The following is a 20,589-nucleotide window of genomic DNA, read 5'->3' on the forward strand; positions in this document are numbered from 1 at the left end:
GCTGTACTAGGGCGTGTCCTCATTCTGTGAACCAATTTTTCTTCGCACCATTTTTTGCGAAAAGGCAGTAGCCCGTAAGGAGGCCTGTGGCCGTATTGCGGGGTATCATGTTCCAATATTGTCCCGGGAGAACAGGTCAATACCCGGTGAGCGTTATCCCGCATTTCGGCTTCGCCTTCATGACGGGCTACAAAAAAGGGACAAATCACACGCCTTGTTGGAAACATTATTTCCATGATGATTATTTTTATGTCATAATGCCTTGATTTTATAGCTTTATCGGATGGAATGATGATTAAAAAAGCGGTTTTACTCACGTTGGCAAGTCTTACTCAATCGGCATTGGCAACCCATGCCATCGATCTCTACCAGGCCCCCGTAGCCAGTTTAGACAAATTTCCCGTCATGCAACAATCCATGCAGGCAGCCATGGCCAAAACAACTGCCGCTCCGGAAAATAATCAGCTTAAAACCGTTAACCTGACCAGAAACAGCAAACAACTCATTACCCGCTATCAACAATATTACAAGGGCATTCCCGTTATCGGCGCTCAGGTGATGGTAGTCGGCGCGAATGGTAATGGCCTGCTCTCCTCCGGGCATAACGCGATAGTCAACGGTCATCTGGTCGATGAGATCAACATCAATACCCACCCGGCCGTCAGTTCGCAACAGGCGTTGGCCGCGGCCAGGACACTATATCTGACCAAAAACCCACAAACCGCTACCGGTGAAGGGCAAGTCCGATTGCAGATCCGGCCGGACGACAGCAATCAATTAGGTCTGGTTTATCAGGTTTCCTTTAAAACCATGACTGCCGAAGGAAAACCCTTATGGCCTTTCTTTCTTGTTGATGCCCAATCAGGCCGTGTTATCAAGCAATGGAACAACATTAAAACCTATGATGACACAGGCCCGGGCGGTAACGAAAAAACCCGGGAATACTGGTACGGAAAAGACGGTTTACCACCGCTTCAAGTCATTCGGAAAGACAGCCGATGCGTCATGGATGACAACAAAGTGCGGATGGTTCATCTGCGTTCATCCTGGGACTGGTACAATCAATTGCTGTCGGCTTATGATTACGAATGCGGCAACAATATCGGAGAAACGACAAACGGCGCGTTCTCACCGGGTAATGACGCCTATTATTTTGGCCATGTCATTGTTGACATGTACAAAAAATGGTATGGATTAAACGCCTTGCAATTGGAAAACGGTACACCAATGACCCTCATCATGCGCGTTCATTTCGGTCAGGGTTACGATAACGCTTTTTGGGACGGTGAAACCATGTCTTTTGGCGACGGAGAGGATTTTTATCCCCTGGTTTCCCTGGATGTGGCCGGGCATGAAGTCACTCACGGCTTTACCGAACAACACTCCGATCTGGAATACCATGATCAATCCGGCGCCTTGAACGAATCCGTCTCCGATATGGCAGGCCAGGCCGCGCGCGCCTATCTTCTGGAACAATCTCCCGACTTGTATAACAAAATCAGTATCACACCCGATGAAGTCACCTGGGGTATCGGTGAAACCATTGTCAAGGATTCTTTCGGCAAGGCATTACGTTTCATGGATTATCCCTCTGCCGACGGCAGCTCCGCCGATTGCCTGGATAAATCCCTGGCGCGCAGCACCGGAACTTACTGCGCTATCAGCTACAATGACCTGATTGCCTTTGCCGAAGCCCAAATTCCTGATCCGGAAGACCGGCAGGATTTTATTGTGCATACGGCGAGTGGTGTATTCAACAAAGCCTTTTATTTGTTATCCCGGGCCATAGGTATCAAGAAAGCCTATCATGTGATGATCCTGGCCAATACCAGATACTGGACACCCACCACTGATTTTATGAGCGGTGCCTGCGGTGTTATGCATGCGGCCAATGATTTAAAGCTGGATCCTGATGTGTTTCGCACCGTATTTAATCAGGTGGGAGTGGATACGACGCATTGTCCGATTTGACAAACCGGTAGCCCGTAAGGAGGCCACAGGCCGTATTGCGGGATAATGCCCCCATATCGCACTCATGGAGCAGGGAGTACGCGTGTGGAGATTATCCCGCCTTACGGCGTTGTCTTCATAGCAAGCTGCCAGGAACTATAAGGGTGTGTTTACCGACTGCAATTCATTAAGAAAAACCAGATAAACACCATTCGTCCAGCCGAAACCCACTTCATTGGTGGCATAACTGTACTTGATTTTATTATCCGTATGAATGCTGACATTCTGTACGTCGTATTTCTCAAAAATCGTGCGGGCTTGCTGAAATCCTTTATTGATTGTCGTAACAAAGCGCGCAGCCAGATCAAGGGCCAAATCCCGATAACCGTATTTTTTTAATCCCTCCACCGCAAAATACTGCATGGGCGCCCAGCCAAACGGCGCATCCCACTGCACATCCTGTTGGTAAGCACTGGTCACAAGACCACCTTTGCCCAGCAAAACAGATAAATTGCGCACCACCGCCCTGGCCTGTTTCGGCGAGGCGATACCAGCCCAAAGCGGGTAGAACGTGGTTGCGTAAATATAGGGCCTTAACCGGCGTGCCTTGAAATTATAGTCAAAATAATAGCCCGCCTTGTCATCCCACATAAACTGATTCACAAGACGCGAACGCGTTTGTGCCCGCTTCTTCCATCCGTCCGCCGTTTCAGGCTCACCCAGAATGGTGTAAATGGCCGAGGCATCCTTTTCCATTTGCACAAGCAGAACATTCAAATCAACAGGGGCATAATCGAGTATAGCGGCACTGAATGGACCAAATTTGGCCGAGATATCAAAACCGGATTCACGCACCGTCCGATCAGCGATATAAAACAGCTCAGTCAGGGTATCGTGTCTGGCATCGTAGTAAAGGGATTTGTCGTAATCGTCAACATCGCGGGCTTTAAAATACGCCCGTACTTTTTCATAATAATCCGGGGACTCTTCCGGCGGCTTTCCGACGCCCCCCGCATAGTACCGTGATAATCCCAGTTCAGGAATGAGGTGTGGTGGGGTGACCCAAAATTGATAGAGCTTGTCGATAGCAGGCAAGGTGGATTTTAACCAGTCTTTATCTCCGGTTTTATGGTAATAGGCTAATATCATTTCCGTTAGTAACGGCGGTTGCGAACGTTGCAAATAATACGTCCGGTTCGCATTGAGAACCATCCCGTAATGATTCACTTCATAAATCAGATTATCCACCATGTTTTTCGCCAGTTGAAGGCGCCCGCTTTCCAAAAGGCCCAATTCAATAAAATAACTGTCCCAACCATACATTTCATTAAAGCGGCCGCCAGGCACAACATAGGGATGAGGCAAATACAGCAAACCATGTTGCCTGATGCGGCTCACCTCTTCAGGAAGGTATCGCAACTCAATAGTATGGCCCGTCTTACCTTGAATTTCCTTGTTGATTTCCCGCTTGACCCGAGCCAGATCCTCTCCAGGCGGCAGATACATAATGGCTTTGCCATCGGGAAGTTTTTCATCGATCTTCGACAGCAATACGTTACTGTGGCTACGGGTTAAATCCGTCCAGCTTTGATCGATGTAGAGACGTACGGCGGCGGTTATATCATCCGAATTCATGAGATTTTTTCCCAATCTCGCTGCCGTGGGGGAAAAGCGGGGAGCAACGGTGTGCAGAGCCGCAATGTGCTCGACCGTATGTTGGGATTCGGGCATCGTATTCCCCGTTGTCGCGGAGCCTGGCAAGACGTTTATTCTTCCGGCCCATCCATCGATATTGAATATCAGATTGATCATTAGCAAATTTGTTATCCATGTCCTCATCCTTACTCCGCTAATTACTTATGCTTTTTTCTTATGTTTGCATTCAGATTAACGTCAATTACGACAGGAGAAAAGCGGTATGTCTTGTTATATGCTTGTTTTACGCATTTGGTGATAAAATTATAAACAATAAAACCCGTCAATAGGATGAATTTCTGCCAATCCTGTTAAAAATTTACAATGGCTTGCAACGCGAAGGTATTACGAGGCGTTGCATTACCGGTGATGGTTCTGTTCAACCCTCCAGCCTGGACAAACTGCGAATAGTTATAGTCTTTAAAATACTGAAACTGCAGGGTAATACGGGAAGAAGGATACCAGGAGAGCCCCAGACCGGCTCGTTTTTGCGGCAATTGTAACGCCAGCGCCTGAAAGGATTGATCATAAAAACCAATGACTTTAACCAGGGTATTTTTTAATGAGATCTCATATCCGGTCTGAACACTAAACACGTGCGGTAAAGCCCCGGTATTCTGATAACTCACTTCACTGACTTTGAAACGTTTTATGGCGGAAACGTAGGTAATATAGGTATTGAACCTGCGATATTTGAGATTGGCGTAAGCCGCCATGCCGGGAACATGGCTGGTCACACTACCGGACAAAAATCCGCCAAATCCCTTGTTGTACTGAAAAAGCTGGCTGTCGGCGAGGGAGTAAATATAGCTGATTCCGACATCATAGTGTTTCTTATGGACACCACCGTTAAGGTTATAATAAACGGGCAGCGAGGACGACTGGATCCGGGAATGCGGGTAAAAAATACCGGCATTGGCATAAACAAGATTATCATACCCTATCACCATGATTTGCTCATTGGTTTGACCAAGCGCTTTCGTCAAGGGTTTGTAGATCAAATCATTCCTGTAACTGCCAAAGGCAAGCCATTTTCTACCGACTTCCAGATACCATTTCGGCAATTCCGGTCTTTTTACACCGGCATAGAGTTGCTCAAGAAAAAAGGTGGGGGTAATCGGGGTCGGTGTGGTGTTATAGATCAGCAAGCCTTTCAGCCTGCTCCACTTCCCCGGCTGATATTCCGATTCCAGCTTCAGGCTCGATAACTGCTGATTCAGCAAGTAGCTTTCTCCCACCGGCGCTGAATCGGTGACATTGAAGAAAACATGGCCCTGATAGCTTAATTTGTCACTGATCGGTGGCAGCGCATAAGCTCTCCCGTTAAGGACAATCATATGCAAAAGGATCACGGTAATGACTCTGATATATATCATGACAATGGTATACAACCCGATAACGCCCCTAATGAATGATAATGATAATCATTATCATTCATTAGGGGCGTTTCATTCAATATTTTTCCTGAAATTATGTTTCATAACGAGGAATGGATCAGAAACTGGTTGCAAAATTCCTGATCGGGTAGGGGTTTGCTAAAATAATAGCCTTGTTGAATAGAACAACCCATTTCACACAATAATTCCGACTGGATCCTGGTTTCAATGCCTTCCGCGACGATAATCAGACCCAGATTTTTTGCCAGGGTAATAATGGCACGCACAATGCTGAGATCCTGTTTATTCTCGGGTAAACCGGCGACAAAAACCTGATCAATTTTCATAATATGCAGGGGCAGTTTTTTCAAATAACTCAAAGAAGAATAACCGGTACCAAAATCATCCAGAGCGAACTGAAATCCTGACGCACTTAATTGCTCCATAATGGTAATCGTTTCCTTAAAATTATTGATAAGGGAACTTTCCGTAATTTCAAACTGCAGGTAACGACTATCCACGCCTGTTTCATTCGTGCTCCGAATGATTGTTTCCACGAGATCATTATGGATAAAATGCCTGGCCGCGAGATTAACCGCCAGGGGAGGAACGACAAGCGATTGTTTTTGCCATTCTTGTATTTGCAGGCATGCCGCCTGAATCACCCATTCACCAATGGCGACTATCAGATCAGAATCTTCTGCCAGAGGCAGGAACCTATCGGGGGAGAGCAATCCTTTCACAGGATGCTGCCAGCGCAATAATACTTCCGCACCGGCCAGTTTATTCTCGCTCGCGTCAACTTTGGGTTGAAAATAAAGCCGCAACTGATTGTCACTAATGGCGGTATGCAAATCATGAAGCAATTCATTTCGTTCCTGTACGGCCTGCTCCAGTTCCCTGGTAAAAAACGCGTAACAGTTTTTACCGCTTTCCTTGGCCTGGTACATGGACATATCAGCAAATTTCAATAAATCGTCGCTGGTGGTGCCCTCCCGGGCGGTAAAAACCACAATACCAATGCTGGCGGACACATTAAAGGTATTGTCTGCCAGTGTAAATGGCGAAGATAATGCCTGAAGCAATCGCTCGGCCGCCTCCACAGCTATGGTTCCGGCCTCCGCCTCATTTTTAAAATCCGTTAGAAGGACGGTAAACTCATCCCCCCCCAGACGTGCTACCGTGCCGGCCTTAAGCAGGCTGTCTTCCATAGTGCGGGCCACCTGCTTCAACAACAAATCACCGACGCCATGTCCCATCGTGTCATTGATGTCCTTGAAATCATCCAGATCAATAAACATCAGCACGCCATAATGACGGCCGGACACGGATTGTTTGAGAGCCTGATTGAGCCGCTCACGCAAAACAAGACGATTGGGCAATCCGGTCAAATCATCGTAATGAGCCTGATAATAAAGCCTGGCTTCCCATTCGGCGTGAGTGAACGCCACCGCAACCCGGTTAAAAATATCATGAAGCTCCGCCGTATTGCACTGGTCACGGCGGTCTTTATGATTAAATCCCAGGCAAACCAGGGCCGCAAGCTCATGATGATGAAGAATTGGAAAAATAAGAAAATGCCCCTCAATGGCATTAAGCCAGGCCATATACACAGGAGGGTGCTCCTGAGGCAGACTGATCCTGATTTCCGTTTGCCTGCCGATATCCTCCAGGTCTTGCTGTGACATCGTTACCCTGTCAGGCGCTTTGTTCCGATCCGGAGAAGCATCCGTCATGATTTGCAGGGTATGGGGATTATCCTGTTGTGACACGCCTATCATCAGTACATCGTAAGCGACCAACTCCTTGAGTCCGGTAAAAATAATTTCGATAACTTTTTTAACATCCGGCTTGAAAAGAATCGCCTGATCCACCTTCGACATAATGGATAGCGCCTGAAACTGTCGATTCAAGCGTTTGATCATCGTGTTAAACGCCTCCCCCAACTCTTCAAATTCATCGCCGCTTTGCAAGGCGACAGGTTGGTCAAAACGCTTTGCCGACACCCGCCGGGCCGCTTCGGTTAATTTTTCCAGAGGAATCATGTACCGGCGGATCTGGAACTGGCTTAAGTACATAATTAATATCAACGCCAGTAACGCGGCCGGTAAAAAAATCCTAAAGAGATTCCCGGCCTGTGAAGCCATATCCGCCCTGGGTTCAGCCAACACCACCACCCATTCCTTGCTTTTGAGCCGATACTTTAAAAAAATATCCCAGTAAGCCACAAAATAATCTCTTTTTTTCCACGTCCAGTCAAAGGCGCCGGAATGGCTGTAATCGCGTTTTGTTCCGGATGCTCTCGGATGGGGGATGGCGGTGTTGGCATACACCACATGACCATCACCATCCAGTACCCAAAGCAGTGCGTCTTCCTTGATGTCAAATTGCCAGACAAAATTATGTTTCACTCTTCCTATCAACAGATACGAGGCATCGGGACGATAAACAAAATAAATGTCTTTTTGCTGCCGAGCGTTTTTTTCATCGGACGTAATCCAGCCTTCGCCCTCAAGAAGGGTGGGTACATTGGCCGGCAAGGACAGGGCCTCGCCTGTGATCGCCTGGGGTTTTCCTTTCCCGGGCACTACGGTTATCGCGTTAAATTGCGGTGCTAACTGGATCAGCTGGTCGCGTTTCTGCAACAATTCCGTCCCGGAGAGATGATTGATGGCATGGCCCAGTACATTCAATTGATCAGTAAAGGTAAAAAGCCGCCCTACCAGAGCCATGCCGGTACTCTTGATAGACTGGCGCACCTTAAACTGACCATTTTCCCGCAATTGGCGTTCCAGATTCACCATTTGAAAAACCGCCAGAATCACCATGGGAATTAACGTCGAAAGGACAAAGAGAAGAAAAATCCGGCGAGCCACCTTGCTTTGAAAAAACCGCTTCTCCATGCGCATGGTCAGGATAATCCCCCGCTCAATAATCGGTAGCGAGGCCAACAAAAGCCCCGTTATTGGCACGGACAATATCGTCGCGGCTTGCCTGAGCAGTCAATGGAGATACTGAGGCGCCATCCTCCCCCATGCTATACAGGTCGAAATCAGAATTAATGGGTACTAAATTCTTATCCTTACGCGACTTGCCGGTTATGTTTGGATCGGTAGATCCCTGTATTTGCAAATATTGATAGGGACGTCCCCAGGGATCGGTTTTATTGATGCCTGCCGCAGCCAGACTCGGTGGAAACGTGCCATTATTGGCCAGAAAATAGCTATGTATGGACAATTCCATTGCCCTGATATCGTTTTGCGCGGTGGTAATATTTATTCTATCCAGATAACGGTTGTACGAAGGGATGGCGATAATAGCCGCAACACCCAAAATACCGGCCACCAGCATTAATTCCAGCATGGTAAACCCCAAATACCGGATTCTGCTCCCGACTTCCCTGTTAACCGTCTGCAAGAATTGCCCTGAACGCGTTTTTTGAGTTGAAGACGACATAATAATAGTTCCCTGACATGCCCTGACATTCTCCCTGCAACGCTCCGGCCATTGAATCGGAGACATAAAATATCATGTAATTTTGCAAAGTTCTGCCATTCCCGCGAAGGCGGGAATCCATCTATCTGGTGGCACCGTGCCATTATGAAAAATGGATCCCCGCCTTCGCGGGGATGACACAAAAATAGAGCACAATGTTCAACACCACCCTGCAAAATTACATGAAAACAGTATTAGTAACATTATATACCAGATATAGCAGGGCTGCCGGATCAGGTTCTTTGCCTGACACAATCTTCCAACGGATTTCCGGCACACTGCAATCGCTGCCAAAGCACCCGTTGCAACCTGGTCTGCCATTCATTTTTATAACAGGCCAGATACACCGGCACCTTAAGCGGCGTAAAATCGTCAAGAACGGTTATAGTCTCGTCGTTTTTTACCAGATGCAGAGGCAATACAGCCCGGCCAAGCCCGTTTTTAACCCCGGCAATGATCATATGGATGTCATCCAGATAATACGTTCGCCACGATCGGGGTTGTGACGTCTGTTGCCGCCAGAAAGACGCGGTGATGGGGTCTTCTTTATCATGATCGAGAAATACATCGTTTGGAGCGGGAAGAGAGGCTGAGCAGGTTAAGACGTAATATTCAAAACCGATAGTCATAATCCGCACGGATGGGCGGCAAATCTCCTCCCCGGTCACAATAAAATCCACCAGTCCGGATTCCAGCGCCGGTAACAGGGCTGTCATTTCCATGGAATGTAATTCCAAATCAATCTCAGGGTGTTCGCGGCACAGTAAAGCAAGATGCGGTAAAATCACGGAAGACATGATCGTCGAAAAACCGGCTACTCTCACCGTTCCGACCAGACGATTATGGTCAGCCAATTCGGTTTGCGCGAGAAATTCCTGCTCAAGCGCGGCCTGTGTTGAGCAATAGCGAAGTAACCGCTCCCCCATGTGCGTTAATTGCACTCTTTTGGCGGTCCGTAAAAATAACGCGTCACCCAGGCGCGCTTCAAGTTTCTGGATCCGCTGTGAAAGAGCGGACTGGGTGATACACAAATTCATCGCCGCTTTTGAAAAATTCAGGGTTTTCGCCGTTTCGGCAAAAGCGGCGAGTTGCAGGGAAGACAGTTTCATAGTTAGAACCTAGAAAAATTTGCCCCAAAAGACCTGGATAATAATGAAGAGGATGATAACTACAGGTATCAGCCACGACATATACCCCTGATTAATAGGCTTGGCTCCTTTGTTCGCATTCACGTTAAAACTGTCCGTATTGACGGAACTGTAAAACGTGTCGCGATCAACCACAATCGCCTGGGGAGGGAGTTGCGGGGACTGCGTATTGATGTTTGACAATTTTTTAACCGCCGTGCCGATAGCCAGAAACTCGATTAAGCCATTGCCTATCTGATAAACATAGGTTTTGACACCAATCACATCATCCGCGCCTATGCCTTTGGCTTCATCATTGATAATAGCCAGCGCGTTTTCGCGTGCATCGTACAGCAGGCGGGTTAATTCGTTAATTTCACCACGGACAAAAGACTTGATGACCGATGTAATACCACCCACCAACCCCAGAGAATAAACCGAGGTGCCTAACAGCAGCCGCAGCGGCGCGTACCCTTTACTGGCCATATTCCACAATTCAACATTGGTCATGTCACTGCTGATAATATCCTCTGGTTTATCGCCAGGGAGTTGCGGGTTGTGGGAAGCCGTACCTATCATCAGCATTTCATTGACCCCTCCGAACGGTAAAATCGTGGTTCTTATGCCAAGTACCGCATTGGCACCATGCTTTCCGGCATGCTCAACAATACGGGTTAAGGCCAGATGACGGGTTTGATTAAAGATATTGGAATATTCCTTAATTTCACCTCGACCCAGCGTTTTCAAACTGCCCAGAAGGCCTCTTCCCAAACCCATGGAATAAGCCACATTACCAAAAGAAAAACAGATAGGCCTGTAACCCGCGTCCAATTGCGCATACAATTCCTGCCCGTCATCCGAGGTGGAAAATTTATTGCCCAAATCCGCCCTGTCCGCGTGAATGGCTGAACCAATGGCCAGAAACTCCACATTCGAGCCATGAAAGACAAGCTGGCTGGTCACGCCTGTAATCCCCGTCGCCTTGTGGTTGACCGCCTCCTGCAACATCCGTTGATAGGCACTCTCCCGGCCTTCCTCGATCAATCGGGTGACTTGCTTTAATTCACCGCCCAGCATGGCTTTCAACCCGGAGCCGACACTGCCTACCAAACCAAGCGAATGAACGCTGTTACCGACCACAATATTTCCAGGCGCATACCCTTTTTCAGCAAGACAATAGATTTCATTACCGGATAAACCCGTCGTTACCGTCATAGCATGCTCCCGTTAAAAAATTGCCGTTATCAATCCCGATTGCATCCATCCCTTGAGAAGCGAGGCCGCACGCAAACCAACGTCCGCTTCATCATGCCATTGACACAACCCTTCGCAAAATTCGCCAAACGTTCTACCGCTTATCATGGTGTCCATAGCCCAGGCTTCGTCTTTTTTTAAGAGATAAAAACGATTGAGATAATCCTTACGCCATAACACCCAGGCTTCCTCACATTGATTTTTTACAGGGTCACAGGGCGCCTGGTTATTGGCCAGCGCCTCCCAAATTGTAACCACGTTCCAGAAAAAATTTATCCGCCTCAGGGTAGAATGAACTTTAAAACGCATATCAGCCCAGGATTCGGGTGGAATTTCTGACATTCTGGCCGGATCAAACACGCCATCATCCGCGGAGTCAAACGTCAGTGTCATGTGCCACTCGAATGTAGCAAGCTCCGCCAGGAAATGAAAGGAACGGTCATAATAGTCCAGTAAAAATGCGGCAAACCGATCCCCAAACCAGCGAATTGAGCGATGGTGCGAGGGATAAGCCGCAACATAGGCTAATCCAACCTGCTGAAACTGCTCATCACCCAAATAATTGTTCAGACAGGGAAAATTACAACCCAATGCTTTCAGCAATCTCGATTGATAAGCGTCTCGATAGATATTCAGACGGGTGTCCGAACACACTTTTTTCGTGTCAACAACCATGTCCCTGACGGCCGATGGCTCGCTGGTCAAATAACTCTGAAAACCGGTTTGTAACCGATAGAGATCCATCATAACGGCAACCCTTCACCAAGGGCTTGCTCCGCAACCTCTTTCGCATACTCAAGTTCGGTTAACAACTCGGATAAGGGAGGGATATTATCATCGCGCTCTATCATAGTAGAGACCGGACCGAACCGTTGGATAGCTTTTGCATACAAATCCCACACGTCGGAAATAACAGGCGCGTCATGGGTGTCAATAATATAATGTCCGTGATTGGAGTGTCCGGCCAGATGAATCTGGGCGACACGGTTTGCCGGCATGGCGTTAATGTAATCCATTGGGTTAAAATCATGGTTTACGGAACTGACATAGATGTTATTGACGTCCAGTAAAATATAGCAGTCCGCCCGCTTCGCAATGTCCGCAATAAACTGCCATTCCGTCCTGTCCGATTGACGGAAACTCAGATAACTTGACACGTTTTCTATGAGAATTCGACGCCCGAGATACTCCTGAACCTGTACAATGCGTGACACAACATGATTGATGGCCTCCTGCGTGTAAGGCAATGGCAATAGATCATGCATATTCAACCCATCCACGCCGGTCCAGCATAAATGATCGGAAATCCAGACGGGTTCAATACGTGCCGCCAGTGCCTTCAATTGCTTGAGATACTCCAAATCCAGCGGATCAGAGCTTCCGATTGAAAGCGATACGCCGTGCATAACCATCGGATAATGTTCACGGATTTTATGCAGGTAATATAACGGCTTGCCGCCCGCAACCAGATAATTTTCCGTAATGATTTCAAACCATTGTACGGATGGCTTGTCATTTAGAACAGCGTCGTAGTGTTCGGTACGCAATCCCAGACCGAAACCAAGATAGGGAAGTTTTTTCGGGTTTTTCTTTTGATTAACGGTCATTTGTTTCAGATAAAATCCCAAATATCCAGGGCAGCCACTGAATTGAGTGTAGAAGCGATAACAAAAGCTGTCAATGTCAATTCGGCAATATAAAAAAGCATTATAAAACAGCAATATTCATTTGATTTTGAATAAGACGAACAGCCCCGACAAATGCTATAATTCATTTAATTTACAGAAATATGGCATTATACTCAGGTTATGTGAAGACATGTTCCTTGCACCATTTTGTTGTAAAAGAGCAGACGTTTTCCCGCATTACGGCTTTGCCTTCATGACGGGCTACATGTTTTTTGTAAAAAAGCAGTAGCCCGTAAGGAGGCCTCTGGCCGTATTGCGGGTTTCATGTCCTAATGCTGTACCAGGAGAAACGGTAGTCGCCTCGTTTTTACGAGGTAATAAATTTTGCTCACGTAACCTAATTGGATTAACAGGCATTTTCAGGAAAAACGGATATGTTTCGTAAAGGATTACTTCTGTTGTTATGCTTATTAAGCTTTAACAGTTTCTCGTCCAATAATGGGGATCTCCTGAAAATAGGTATTCTTTATTTTAATCCGCCATTTGCAGAAGTCGTAGGGAGCAATACCCCGATAGCCTTTGGTTTCAATGTCGAAATCATCAAAAACATTTGCACAATTATAAACAAGCAATGTGAATTAGTCCCCATGCGCTTTGACAAGTTGTTGCAGGCCTTGGATAACAACCGGATTGACGCCATGATTGTCGGCATCAGCCTCATGCCGGAACGTCCCGAAAATTATTTATTCAGCTACCCTTATTTTATCAGTGAAGCGGTATTTTTTACCTTACGCAGCAATCAATTGACAGACTTGAATAACCAGACTATCGGAATAGTGAAAAATACCCTTTTTCCATTAAGCGATCGCTACGATCTGGTTTTCAAAACAAGGAAAGAGAAAAAATACCTGAATCATAAAGACGAATTGCGTTTCAAATTTTACAATAACCTTCCCGAATTGCTAATGGCCTTGAACACTCACCAGGTGAATGCTGTTGTTCTTGATGCGGGAGCGGCTTCATACTGGATTAACCTGTCCAGCCGGCAATACGTACAAATAGGTCCGGTCGTGGCGCGAAAAAGCGGGTTACGCATTATGACCACCAAAAACCATGTGCAACTCATTAGCCGGATTAACAATGCCCTGCTGGAAATGGAAAAAGACCGGACATTATTGGATATTTACAGACAATATTGGGGAGCACTCACTCCCAGCACCCATGTTCAAGGTTATCTGATAAGGCAATCGCCTCATAAATATCAATTCATCATACCCGGTGCCTTTAATGATTAGAACACGTCCCGGTTTCCGTGAACAAGCTTTTCCTTAATAGTAACTCCCCACCCCGTCATCCCGAGCGTAGCGAGGGATCTCCTTTCAGGCGGCACATAATAATATAAAAAATCATTGAAAATCAAGTTATTATGATCAAATGGGTGCTGAGGACTTTGCTCGCATCAGGAAGCTAAGACAGCATAAAGTCCACCTGAACAGGGAATAAAAACATGCAAACAGAATCCTACGTTTACCTTCTGACTAATAAGAACAATAATGTTTTGTATACTGGCATTACCAATGATTTAATACGCCGTATCCATGAGCATAAAAACAAACTTGTTGCTGGATTCACCAAAAAATACAATGTAGACAGGCTGATTTACTATGAAGTCTGCGGAGATATCGTTGGAGCTATTGAACGAGAAAAACAAATCAAGGGCTGGTCACGAAAAAAGAAGCATGTTTTGATTAATACTTTGAATCCGGAGTGGAATGATTTGTATCAATCAATTCTTTAAAAATTGTGCCACCCGACAGGAGATCCCTCGCTACACTCGGGATGACGGGGTGGGGAGTTACCATTAATAAAATACCATCTTATGATTCTAAATTTCTTTGCGGCGACAATGCCGTGCTGTGCTCACTGAGTTGGTGGTTCTTCATTTCGATTGCTCCCTGAAGACAGATTATACATAATTATACTGGGGTTTTGTGCACAAAAACTCAGTAAAAACCGGGAAAAAGAAACATGAATAACACCGCCAATACCAGAACTTACGCATTATTTTATATCAAACTGGGCTTTTTATTATTCTTCGCCTGCTGGTTTGCAATAGCGTGCCTGACCAACCTTGTGGATTTGGCCAATGCCATACATTTGACCAACGAATGGGCGTTTCACTCCGGTAATTTAGCGGCCCTGGCTAAAGTACTCGCCATATATCATACACCAACCTGGTTTTTGTATGCTCTCTTTTGCTCGGATATCATCGTACAGGGTACATCCGCCGTATTATTTGCCGTTGCCTCATGGCAATTCGGAATTAACCGGTACCCATGGCCATGGATTAATACCGCATTCGGCATCAGTATGGCCCTGTGGGCTACATTTCTGGTTATGGAAGAAATCTTCATCGCCTATGCTTTTGAAGCGACTCATATCCGGCTGTTAATTCTGGAAATGGCGGCGCTGCTGGTAGTGCATGGTTTACCACACCACACCTCGGAAACGCTTTGAATGAGCATCCATTCAAATATCGCCCAAAACAAACTCCTGGTGGGACGCTCTAACTCATTTTCGTATTCCAACACCACGGCTTTCGGGTTAAAGTAGGCAGTCCCTATGACTATCAAGGAACCAGGCATGCTGAGACACATCGTTTTAATGCGTTTTAAAAGTGACATCAGTGAGCAGGAGCTCAATACCGCTTTTGAGAAACTGGGCGATCTTCGAGTACCTATCCCGCAAATCCTCAGTTTCTCTTACGGCCCTTGCGCCAGTCCGGAAAATTTGCATCAGGGGTTTTTACACGGTTTTACCATGGATTTTACGAATGAGGCGGATCGGGATTTATACCTTGCCCATCCCCAACACCGGCATGTCGCTGAACAGTTCGTAATCCCGTTGCTGGAAAATGGTTCGCAGTCGATCATCGTTTTTGACTATGTTATTGCCTGACCCTATTGCAAATTGAGAGAATGGCGTAACGAACGCCGGGCAAACATCATTTAAACCTAGGCTCTGTGAACAAAAATTTTCACAGAGCCTAGGGATAACGTCTTGTTCTTTCATATTTTTTCAAGACTTATTCGTATTTAACACACTATCAAAGAGGATTTTTATGAAAACAAAACTGGCCGCATACGTATTATTCGGACTTTTTTCTTCTGATATTCTGGCAGGAAACCTCATCCTGACGTCCATGCCGGATGGACTTCGCCACGGCACTTTTTCCGTTCAAGCCAGTTATGCCATTGATATGTTCCCCGGCAGCCACAGCACCTATTCCCATGAGGGGCCGGTTGAAAATGCGCCCGGCTATGATCTGCAAGGCAGTCTGGCCAGCATCAATCAATTCATCAACGATGACATTAACAGCCTGTCTTTAACCATTCGCCTGAATTGCGCCAATAACGCGTCGGTCACCTATCGGTTCGGTGATGAAATCGTCAACGCCGAACATGATATTGCCCTGAACCCGCCCGAACATTGCGGATAGGATGTTCCTTGCATCATTTTTTTCCAAAAGAGCAGCACGTTATCCCGCATTTCGGCTTCACCTTCATGACAGGCTACGTGTTTTTTGTAGCCCGTAAGGAGGCCTGCGGCCGTATTGCGGGTTTCATATCCGGGTCTCATCCAAATCACCCACCTTTTTCAGCCTGAACCGGAATAGTATTTATTGCTGAATTAACCTAGAATAAGTGACATGCAAAAGGATGCTAGGCTCTGTGAACCAATTTTTTCGCAAAGCGAAAATGTGGATAATTGAGTGCCATTATGTCTTTGAATGAGGCGAATAGCTGGCTCTATTTAACGAATTCAAAGACATAATGGCGCCAATTAGCCTCATTTGCAGCTGTGAAAATTTTTGTTCACAGAGCCTAGGGGCATGACAGAAGCATGTCCATAAATTTCGGAGAGAGGACAAATGCAATATCTACACACTATGGTCAGGGTCTCCGACCTTGATAAATCGCTGGATTTTTACTGCAACAAGCTGGGTCTTATTGAAATCAAACGTTCCGAACATGAAAAAGGCCGTTATACGCTTATTTTCCTGGCTGCGCCCGAGGATAAAAAATCGGCGGAAACAACCTCTTCACCCTTGCTGGAACTAACCTACAACTGGGATCCCGAAACCTATGGGGAAGGACGCAATTTCGGACATCTGGCTTTCCGGGTCGACAATATATACGATACCTGCCAAACACTTCAGGAATCCGGTGTAACCATTAACCGACCGCCCCGTGACGGATATATGGCGTTTGTCCGCTCACCGGATAATATCTCCATTGAGTTGCTGCAAAAAGGCAAACCCCTGCCCAGCCAGGAACCCTGGTCGTCAGCCCCCAATATTGGACATTGGTAAACATTATGCCAGCCACAACGGACAGCCTGTAAATCACCATGAACGACCAAGCCCATCAAAAAGCAATGATCCTGAGTCGCCTGGATCGTATCCCCATCTGGCCGTATTCCCCCATGATTCTGTTGTCGGTGGGCGCGGGATTTTTTTTCGCGTTCTTTGATATCGTCTCCATCGGCCTGGCACTTCCCAAAATAGAACAACAATTTGCCGTTTCCTCTGAAATGGCCGCCTGGTCCATCACCAGCAGCCTGGTTGGTTATATTCTCGGATCTTTTATAGATAGCCGCCTTGCAGATCGGTATGGGCGGCGAATCGCTATTTATATTTCCATTTTTTTCTTCTCGATCGGTTCGCTATTTTGCGCGTTTAGCCAATCCATTACATCTCTGATATTTTACCGTCTTATTGCCGGGATGGGGCTGGGCGCGGAAATTGCTATAGTCAGCACACTGATGAGTGAACTCTCCCCGGCCAATTACCGCGGTCAATACACCAGCAAGGCGGTTGCTTTTGGCATGCTGGGTTTTGCGGTTGTGCCGTTTATCGGACTGTTTCTTGTTCCTGATTACAGTTGGGGATGGCGGGCGCTTTTCGTTGCCGGCAGCGTGGGCGGCATCGTCATCGCGTTTACCAGATGGTGGGTTCCTGAATCACCGCGCTGGCTGATTGCCCGGGGACGCATTGAGGAAGCGGAAGCGATCGTGGCCAAGGCAGAAGCCCGCGCCCGGAAATATCTTAAAACGGATTTACCAACTCCGCTTGTCTCGGACATCGTTCATCCGGAGCGCCTGTCAGTAATGAAATTGTTTCAAAGCCCTTATCATCGACGACTTGTTTTTTTTATTGTCATCTGGTTCATGTATTATCTGGGCAATTATGCCTGGCTAACACTGAGCACCACCCTGTTTGTTGAGGAAGGTTTCCAGTTGACCAGGAGCATTGGCTTTGTAGCCATCAGTTCCTGCGGCTTCATTGTCGGCAGCCTGATTCCCATTACTCTGGGCGATCACATTGAACGCAAAAAATTTGCCGCCACGGTTGCCTTGATCTGGAGTCTGGTCTTGCTGCTCATCGGCTGGTTTCCGACCCCCTGGGTGATCCGGATCTGCGGGTTCACCGCCTCAACAACCATCGCGGCAATTATTCCGATCATGTATGCCTATACCGCGGAAAATTTTCCGACCGGTATCCGTGCCACCTGCATCTCGGTCACCGATGGCCTTGGGCATCTTGGCGGTGCCTTCTGCGGACAAGTTATTTTGGGCATCTATACCTTGTTTGCACCCGCCGGATTTGGATTTCCCGCCGCGTTTACAGGCATGGCTCTGACCGGATTCATTACCGCCGTTTTATTAATGTTTGGTATTAATATGACCAGGATACCGTTACGGATCTAGCCGACTTTTTTATTATCGTACCGACAAGGACTGTCATGATCGACCTGAATCCATTGAAATGGTTTGGTATCTTCGTTATTTTCGGCGCTCCAGGCAATGATTTGGCACTTGCCTCTCTCACGCCTAAAACACCGAGTACAACCACGGCCTGTCGCTGCCAACCTGATGAATCATGCTGACCCACCAGTCAGGAATGGCAGCATTTGGCAAAACAGCTAACTGGATGCCTTATAAAGCCCGTCTCAACCCTTAAGCCTTGCAGGGAATACGCGCAAGGAGCCCAATGTGCCCTGGCCATGCTCAAGGTTCACAACCCGTTTTATCTGTCGGCTGATCCGGGTAACGCGCAAAGCCAGGGCTGGTCAGACGCCTGGCAATACCAGAACAGCGTCTATGCCGTAGAAGCGGAAAATACCGCCGACGTAGCCGCCGCCGTCGATTTTGCCCGCAATCACCACTTGCGCCTCGTCATTAAAGGCACGGGGCACGACTATCTTGGACGCTCAAACGCCGCCAATTCCCTGCTCATTTGAACTCACAAGATGAATCAGGTTCGATTTGAATCCGAGTTCACTCCGCAGGGTTGCCCTCAACAGGAAAAAAGCGTACAGGCTGTAACCGTAAGCGCCGGAACTCAATGGATTCACGCTTACGATGAGGTTACCAACAAGCACGGCCGCTATGTGCAGGGCGGCGGTTGTACCACGGTCGGCGCCGCCGGCGGCTTTACCCAGGGTGGGGGATTTGGCAGTTTCTCCAAAAAATATGGAACCGGCGCAGCCGGGGTTGTGCAAGCTGAAATTGTGGCGGCAAGCTGAAATAATCAGAAACATGATCAAGAATTTGCTTGACCTTCCATAAATAAATCAATATAAAATCATAATGATTAAAAATTAAAAAGGACTACTGTTATGTGGTTTACTGAATTGAAAGACGCTATTTATGGTTTTTTTTACCATAACAATAATCCGCCGCCGGCTCTTCCGGTTGAAAACATAGAAGCCCCTCCCATTAATGACATTCAAGACAAGGCCTTACTGAATCTGTTAAATACTTCACTGGATAGCGACGAGAAATATCACCGCCTCATGGCTTGCATTCGCAGGTATGATACCGATTATTTAAATCAGATCATCCTGGTTGAGAGCCATGAAACCGTTGACGGCGATGCCGGCACTCCTCCCCACTGGACCACCACCGCCACAAAAAGAACGTATAATTTGCCAAACCAATTGACTGCGGAGAGCCAATTTACCACCCTGGCCAACATCGTTGCCACCAATGAATTAAATTTCTCATCCCGGCAAATGTGTGATTTGTTTCAAGCCCTGATGGACAAGGGAGTTGATTTTTGCGCAACCGATCAATCCCCATATCTGGATTTGATTCACCCCAAAAGCGGGAATAATCCTCTCAAAAGTCTCATAGCGGCCAGTCTGGATGATGCGCTTCTCATCGAATTACTACATGAGTTTATTGACTACATCGCCCATAGTCTGCCGCCCGAACAACAAACGACGATCATCCACAACCAGGATAATTTTGCCTACGACGCCATGAAGCCTGCTGAATTTTTATTACGATTAGGCCATGAAGATTTGGCCTTGCGTCTTTACGAGATGGGGGCGCAACCGTCGGCCAAGGAATTTCGGCTGGCCTGTGCAAGCTATGCAACAACCGCACACTACGACGAAGCGATGCAATGTATCCGCTACATCATGGATTCAACTATCAATTTGGATGAAACCAGCTTACTGGAAGGCAAAGAATCCCTTCTCAAGGCAAGTCCTGTACAATACAATGAAATGCTGGCAAGAATATCGCAAACTCTGCGCGAGGAATCGAAATTGACCCAAGGACACTCAACCCTGTTCGGCATGATGCAAGAAGATTACCTGACACACCATCAGGATAAAAAATCCGTTTCGTTTCATGACTTTTGTCAGGATACCACAAATGGTCACCACCCACTGATAAAAAAATATGCTCTTATGCGTATTAAGCAGGAAAATATCGGCAATGGTTTCTTCTCGGATTATTACCGCAGGGACTGTCAACATCTGACTCAGAACAAATTCACATTGCTGAGTGCGGATCAAAAAGCCAATACGCAGCTTCATAACCTTATTGATTCGATTGAAAACCGCCTTACGCCTGCAACCACGTTATCCATGGCCAGACTATAATCCCCGGTCACGGAAGCTGCGACCGGGCCGGACACTTTTCTCATCCCCAAATTAACAGGTCGGGCGAGGTGATTATTGTTGTACAACAATGAATAGATCCCTGTAACCC

General features: G+C 47.0%; 19 protein-coding genes. 11 read left to right on the forward strand and 8 right to left on the reverse strand.

Features of this window, described 5'->3' with window-relative positions; all coding sequences use genetic code 11:
- The first annotated feature begins 291 nt into the window (after positions 1-291).
- Positions 292-1,971 carry a M4 family metallopeptidase gene (locus tag CKW05_RS11585; RefSeq protein ID WP_058484617.1) on the forward strand — a complete coding sequence of 560 codons (1,680 nt, stop codon included), beginning with the start codon at positions 292-294 and terminating at the stop codon, positions 1,969-1,971.
- 135 nt (positions 1,972-2,106) lie between these two features.
- Here the strand turns inward: CKW05_RS11585 and CKW05_RS11590 are convergent, their stop codons facing one another.
- The 8 genes from CKW05_RS11590 to bufB form a co-directional block, all read right to left on the reverse strand.
- Positions 2,107-3,585: a trehalase family glycosidase gene (locus CKW05_RS11590; protein ID WP_082642851.1), complete on the reverse strand. Its 1,479-nt coding sequence runs from the start codon at positions 3,583-3,585 to the stop codon at positions 2,107-2,109.
- A gap of 371 nt (positions 3,586-3,956) precedes the next feature.
- Positions 3,957-5,021, reverse strand: coding sequence for an LbtU family siderophore porin (locus CKW05_RS11595; RefSeq protein WP_133141197.1), 1,065 nt, complete (start codon positions 5,019-5,021; stop codon positions 3,957-3,959).
- Between the two features lie 101 nt (positions 5,022-5,122).
- Complete coding sequence (locus CKW05_RS11600) at positions 5,123-7,972, reverse strand: bifunctional diguanylate cyclase/phosphodiesterase (protein WP_058484618.1); 2,850 nt, start codon at positions 7,970-7,972, stop codon at positions 5,123-5,125.
- On the reverse strand, positions 7,950-8,543 hold the full coding sequence (locus CKW05_RS11605) for a hypothetical protein (RefSeq protein ID WP_197697342.1): 594 nt from the start codon (positions 8,541-8,543) through the stop codon (positions 7,950-7,952). The genes CKW05_RS11600 and CKW05_RS11605 overlap by 23 nt, the downstream gene beginning before the upstream one ends.
- A gap of 206 nt (positions 8,544-8,749) precedes the next feature.
- Entirely contained in the window at positions 8,750-9,625 is an 876-nt protein-coding gene (locus CKW05_RS11610; RefSeq protein WP_058484620.1) for a LysR family transcriptional regulator, read from the reverse strand.
- A 9-nt stretch (positions 9,626-9,634) separates the two neighbouring features.
- Positions 9,635-10,858 (reverse strand): heavy metal-binding domain-containing protein, encoded by a 1,224-nt coding sequence (locus CKW05_RS11615; protein WP_058484621.1) that lies wholly within the window; start codon positions 10,856-10,858, stop codon positions 9,635-9,637.
- A gap of 12 nt (positions 10,859-10,870) precedes the next feature.
- Entirely contained in the window at positions 10,871-11,644 is a 774-nt protein-coding gene (locus CKW05_RS11620; RefSeq protein ID WP_058484622.1) for an HvfC/BufC N-terminal domain-containing protein, read from the reverse strand.
- Positions 11,641-12,504, reverse strand: coding sequence for an MNIO family bufferin maturase (bufB, locus tag CKW05_RS11625; RefSeq protein WP_058484623.1), 864 nt, complete (start codon positions 12,502-12,504; stop codon positions 11,641-11,643). Before bufB ends, CKW05_RS11620 begins: the two co-directional genes overlap by 4 nt.
- Positions 12,505-12,959: 455 nt before the next feature.
- On the opposite strand from bufB, the gene CKW05_RS11630 reads away from it, so the two are divergent.
- From CKW05_RS11630 to CKW05_RS11675, 10 genes are all read left to right on the forward strand, one after another.
- Positions 12,960-13,820 (forward strand): transporter substrate-binding domain-containing protein, encoded by an 861-nt coding sequence (locus CKW05_RS11630; RefSeq protein ID WP_058484624.1) that lies wholly within the window; start codon positions 12,960-12,962, stop codon positions 13,818-13,820.
- Positions 13,821-14,032: 212 nt separating this feature from the next.
- Complete coding sequence (locus CKW05_RS11635) at positions 14,033-14,323, forward strand: GIY-YIG nuclease family protein (protein WP_058484625.1); 291 nt, start codon at positions 14,033-14,035, stop codon at positions 14,321-14,323.
- A gap of 230 nt (positions 14,324-14,553) precedes the next feature.
- The gene (locus tag CKW05_RS11640; protein ID WP_058484626.1) at positions 14,554-15,042 is read left to right on the forward strand and encodes a hypothetical protein; all 489 of its coding nucleotides are present in this window, start codon (positions 14,554-14,556) and stop codon (positions 15,040-15,042) included.
- A 126-nt stretch (positions 15,043-15,168) separates the two neighbouring features.
- Positions 15,169-15,483 carry a Dabb family protein gene (locus tag CKW05_RS11645; RefSeq protein WP_058484627.1) on the forward strand — a complete coding sequence of 105 codons (315 nt, stop codon included), beginning with the start codon at positions 15,169-15,171 and terminating at the stop codon, positions 15,481-15,483.
- Positions 15,484-15,646: 163 nt separating this feature from the next.
- Positions 15,647-16,024: a hypothetical protein gene (locus CKW05_RS11650; protein ID WP_058484628.1), complete on the forward strand. Its 378-nt coding sequence runs from the start codon at positions 15,647-15,649 to the stop codon at positions 16,022-16,024.
- A gap of 432 nt (positions 16,025-16,456) precedes the next feature.
- Positions 16,457-16,897 carry a VOC family protein gene (locus tag CKW05_RS11655; protein WP_058484629.1) on the forward strand — a complete coding sequence of 147 codons (441 nt, stop codon included), beginning with the start codon at positions 16,457-16,459 and terminating at the stop codon, positions 16,895-16,897.
- A gap of 38 nt (positions 16,898-16,935) precedes the next feature.
- Positions 16,936-18,294: an MFS transporter gene (locus CKW05_RS11660; protein ID WP_058484630.1), complete on the forward strand. Its 1,359-nt coding sequence runs from the start codon at positions 16,936-16,938 to the stop codon at positions 18,292-18,294.
- A 203-nt stretch (positions 18,295-18,497) separates the two neighbouring features.
- Entirely contained in the window at positions 18,498-18,827 is a 330-nt protein-coding gene (locus CKW05_RS15610) for an FAD-binding protein (RefSeq protein WP_133141196.1), read from the forward strand.
- 9 nt (positions 18,828-18,836) lie between these two features.
- Complete coding sequence (locus tag CKW05_RS15615; protein ID WP_058484632.1) at positions 18,837-19,112, forward strand: FAD-binding protein; 276 nt, start codon at positions 18,837-18,839, stop codon at positions 19,110-19,112.
- Positions 19,113-19,205: 93 nt separating this feature from the next.
- The gene (locus CKW05_RS11675; protein ID WP_058484633.1) at positions 19,206-20,480 is read left to right on the forward strand and encodes a hypothetical protein; all 1,275 of its coding nucleotides are present in this window, start codon (positions 19,206-19,208) and stop codon (positions 20,478-20,480) included.
- Positions 20,481-20,589: the final 109 nt, after the last annotated feature.

Source organism: Legionella spiritensis, from assembly GCF_900186965.1.
GTDB classification, from domain to species: Bacteria; Pseudomonadota; Gammaproteobacteria; order Legionellales; family Legionellaceae; genus Legionella_C; species Legionella_C spiritensis.

Excerpts from the sequence above, each read along its gene's own strand:
- CKW05_RS11660 (WP_058484630.1), top strand. The coding sequence starts at position 16,936 with ATGAACGACCAAGCCCATCAAAAAGCAATGATCCTGAGTCGCCTGGAT.
- CKW05_RS11585 (WP_058484617.1), top strand. The coding sequence starts at position 292 with ATGATTAAAAAAGCGGTTTTACTCACGTTGGCAAGTCTTACTCAATCG.
- CKW05_RS11590 (WP_082642851.1), bottom strand. The coding sequence starts at position 3,585 with ATGAATTCGGATGATATAACCGCCGCCGTACGTCTCTACATCGATCAA.
- CKW05_RS11655 (WP_058484629.1), top strand. The coding sequence starts at position 16,457 with ATGCAATATCTACACACTATGGTCAGGGTCTCCGACCTTGATAAATCG.
- CKW05_RS11630 (WP_058484624.1), top strand. The coding sequence starts at position 12,960 with ATGTTTCGTAAAGGATTACTTCTGTTGTTATGCTTATTAAGCTTTAAC.
- CKW05_RS15615 (WP_058484632.1), top strand. The coding sequence starts at position 18,837 with ATGAATCAGGTTCGATTTGAATCCGAGTTCACTCCGCAGGGTTGCCCT.
- CKW05_RS11640 (WP_058484626.1), top strand. The coding sequence starts at position 14,554 with ATGAATAACACCGCCAATACCAGAACTTACGCATTATTTTATATCAAA.
- CKW05_RS11605 (WP_197697342.1), bottom strand. The coding sequence starts at position 8,543 with ATGTCTCCGATTCAATGGCCGGAGCGTTGCAGGGAGAATGTCAGGGCA.
- CKW05_RS11620 (WP_058484622.1), bottom strand. The coding sequence starts at position 11,644 with ATGATGGATCTCTATCGGTTACAAACCGGTTTTCAGAGTTATTTGACC.
- CKW05_RS11595 (WP_133141197.1), bottom strand. The coding sequence starts at position 5,021 with ATGATATATATCAGAGTCATTACCGTGATCCTTTTGCATATGATTGTC.
- CKW05_RS11635 (WP_058484625.1), top strand. The coding sequence starts at position 14,033 with ATGCAAACAGAATCCTACGTTTACCTTCTGACTAATAAGAACAATAAT.
- CKW05_RS11645 (WP_058484627.1), top strand. The coding sequence starts at position 15,169 with ATGCTGAGACACATCGTTTTAATGCGTTTTAAAAGTGACATCAGTGAG.
- CKW05_RS11650 (WP_058484628.1), top strand. The coding sequence starts at position 15,647 with ATGAAAACAAAACTGGCCGCATACGTATTATTCGGACTTTTTTCTTCT.
- CKW05_RS11615 (WP_058484621.1), bottom strand. The coding sequence starts at position 10,858 with ATGACGGTAACGACGGGTTTATCCGGTAATGAAATCTATTGTCTTGCT.
- CKW05_RS11610 (WP_058484620.1), bottom strand. The coding sequence starts at position 9,625 with ATGAAACTGTCTTCCCTGCAACTCGCCGCTTTTGCCGAAACGGCGAAA.
- CKW05_RS11675 (WP_058484633.1), top strand. The coding sequence starts at position 19,206 with ATGTGGTTTACTGAATTGAAAGACGCTATTTATGGTTTTTTTTACCAT.
- bufB (WP_058484623.1), bottom strand. The coding sequence starts at position 12,504 with ATGACCGTTAATCAAAAGAAAAACCCGAAAAAACTTCCCTATCTTGGT.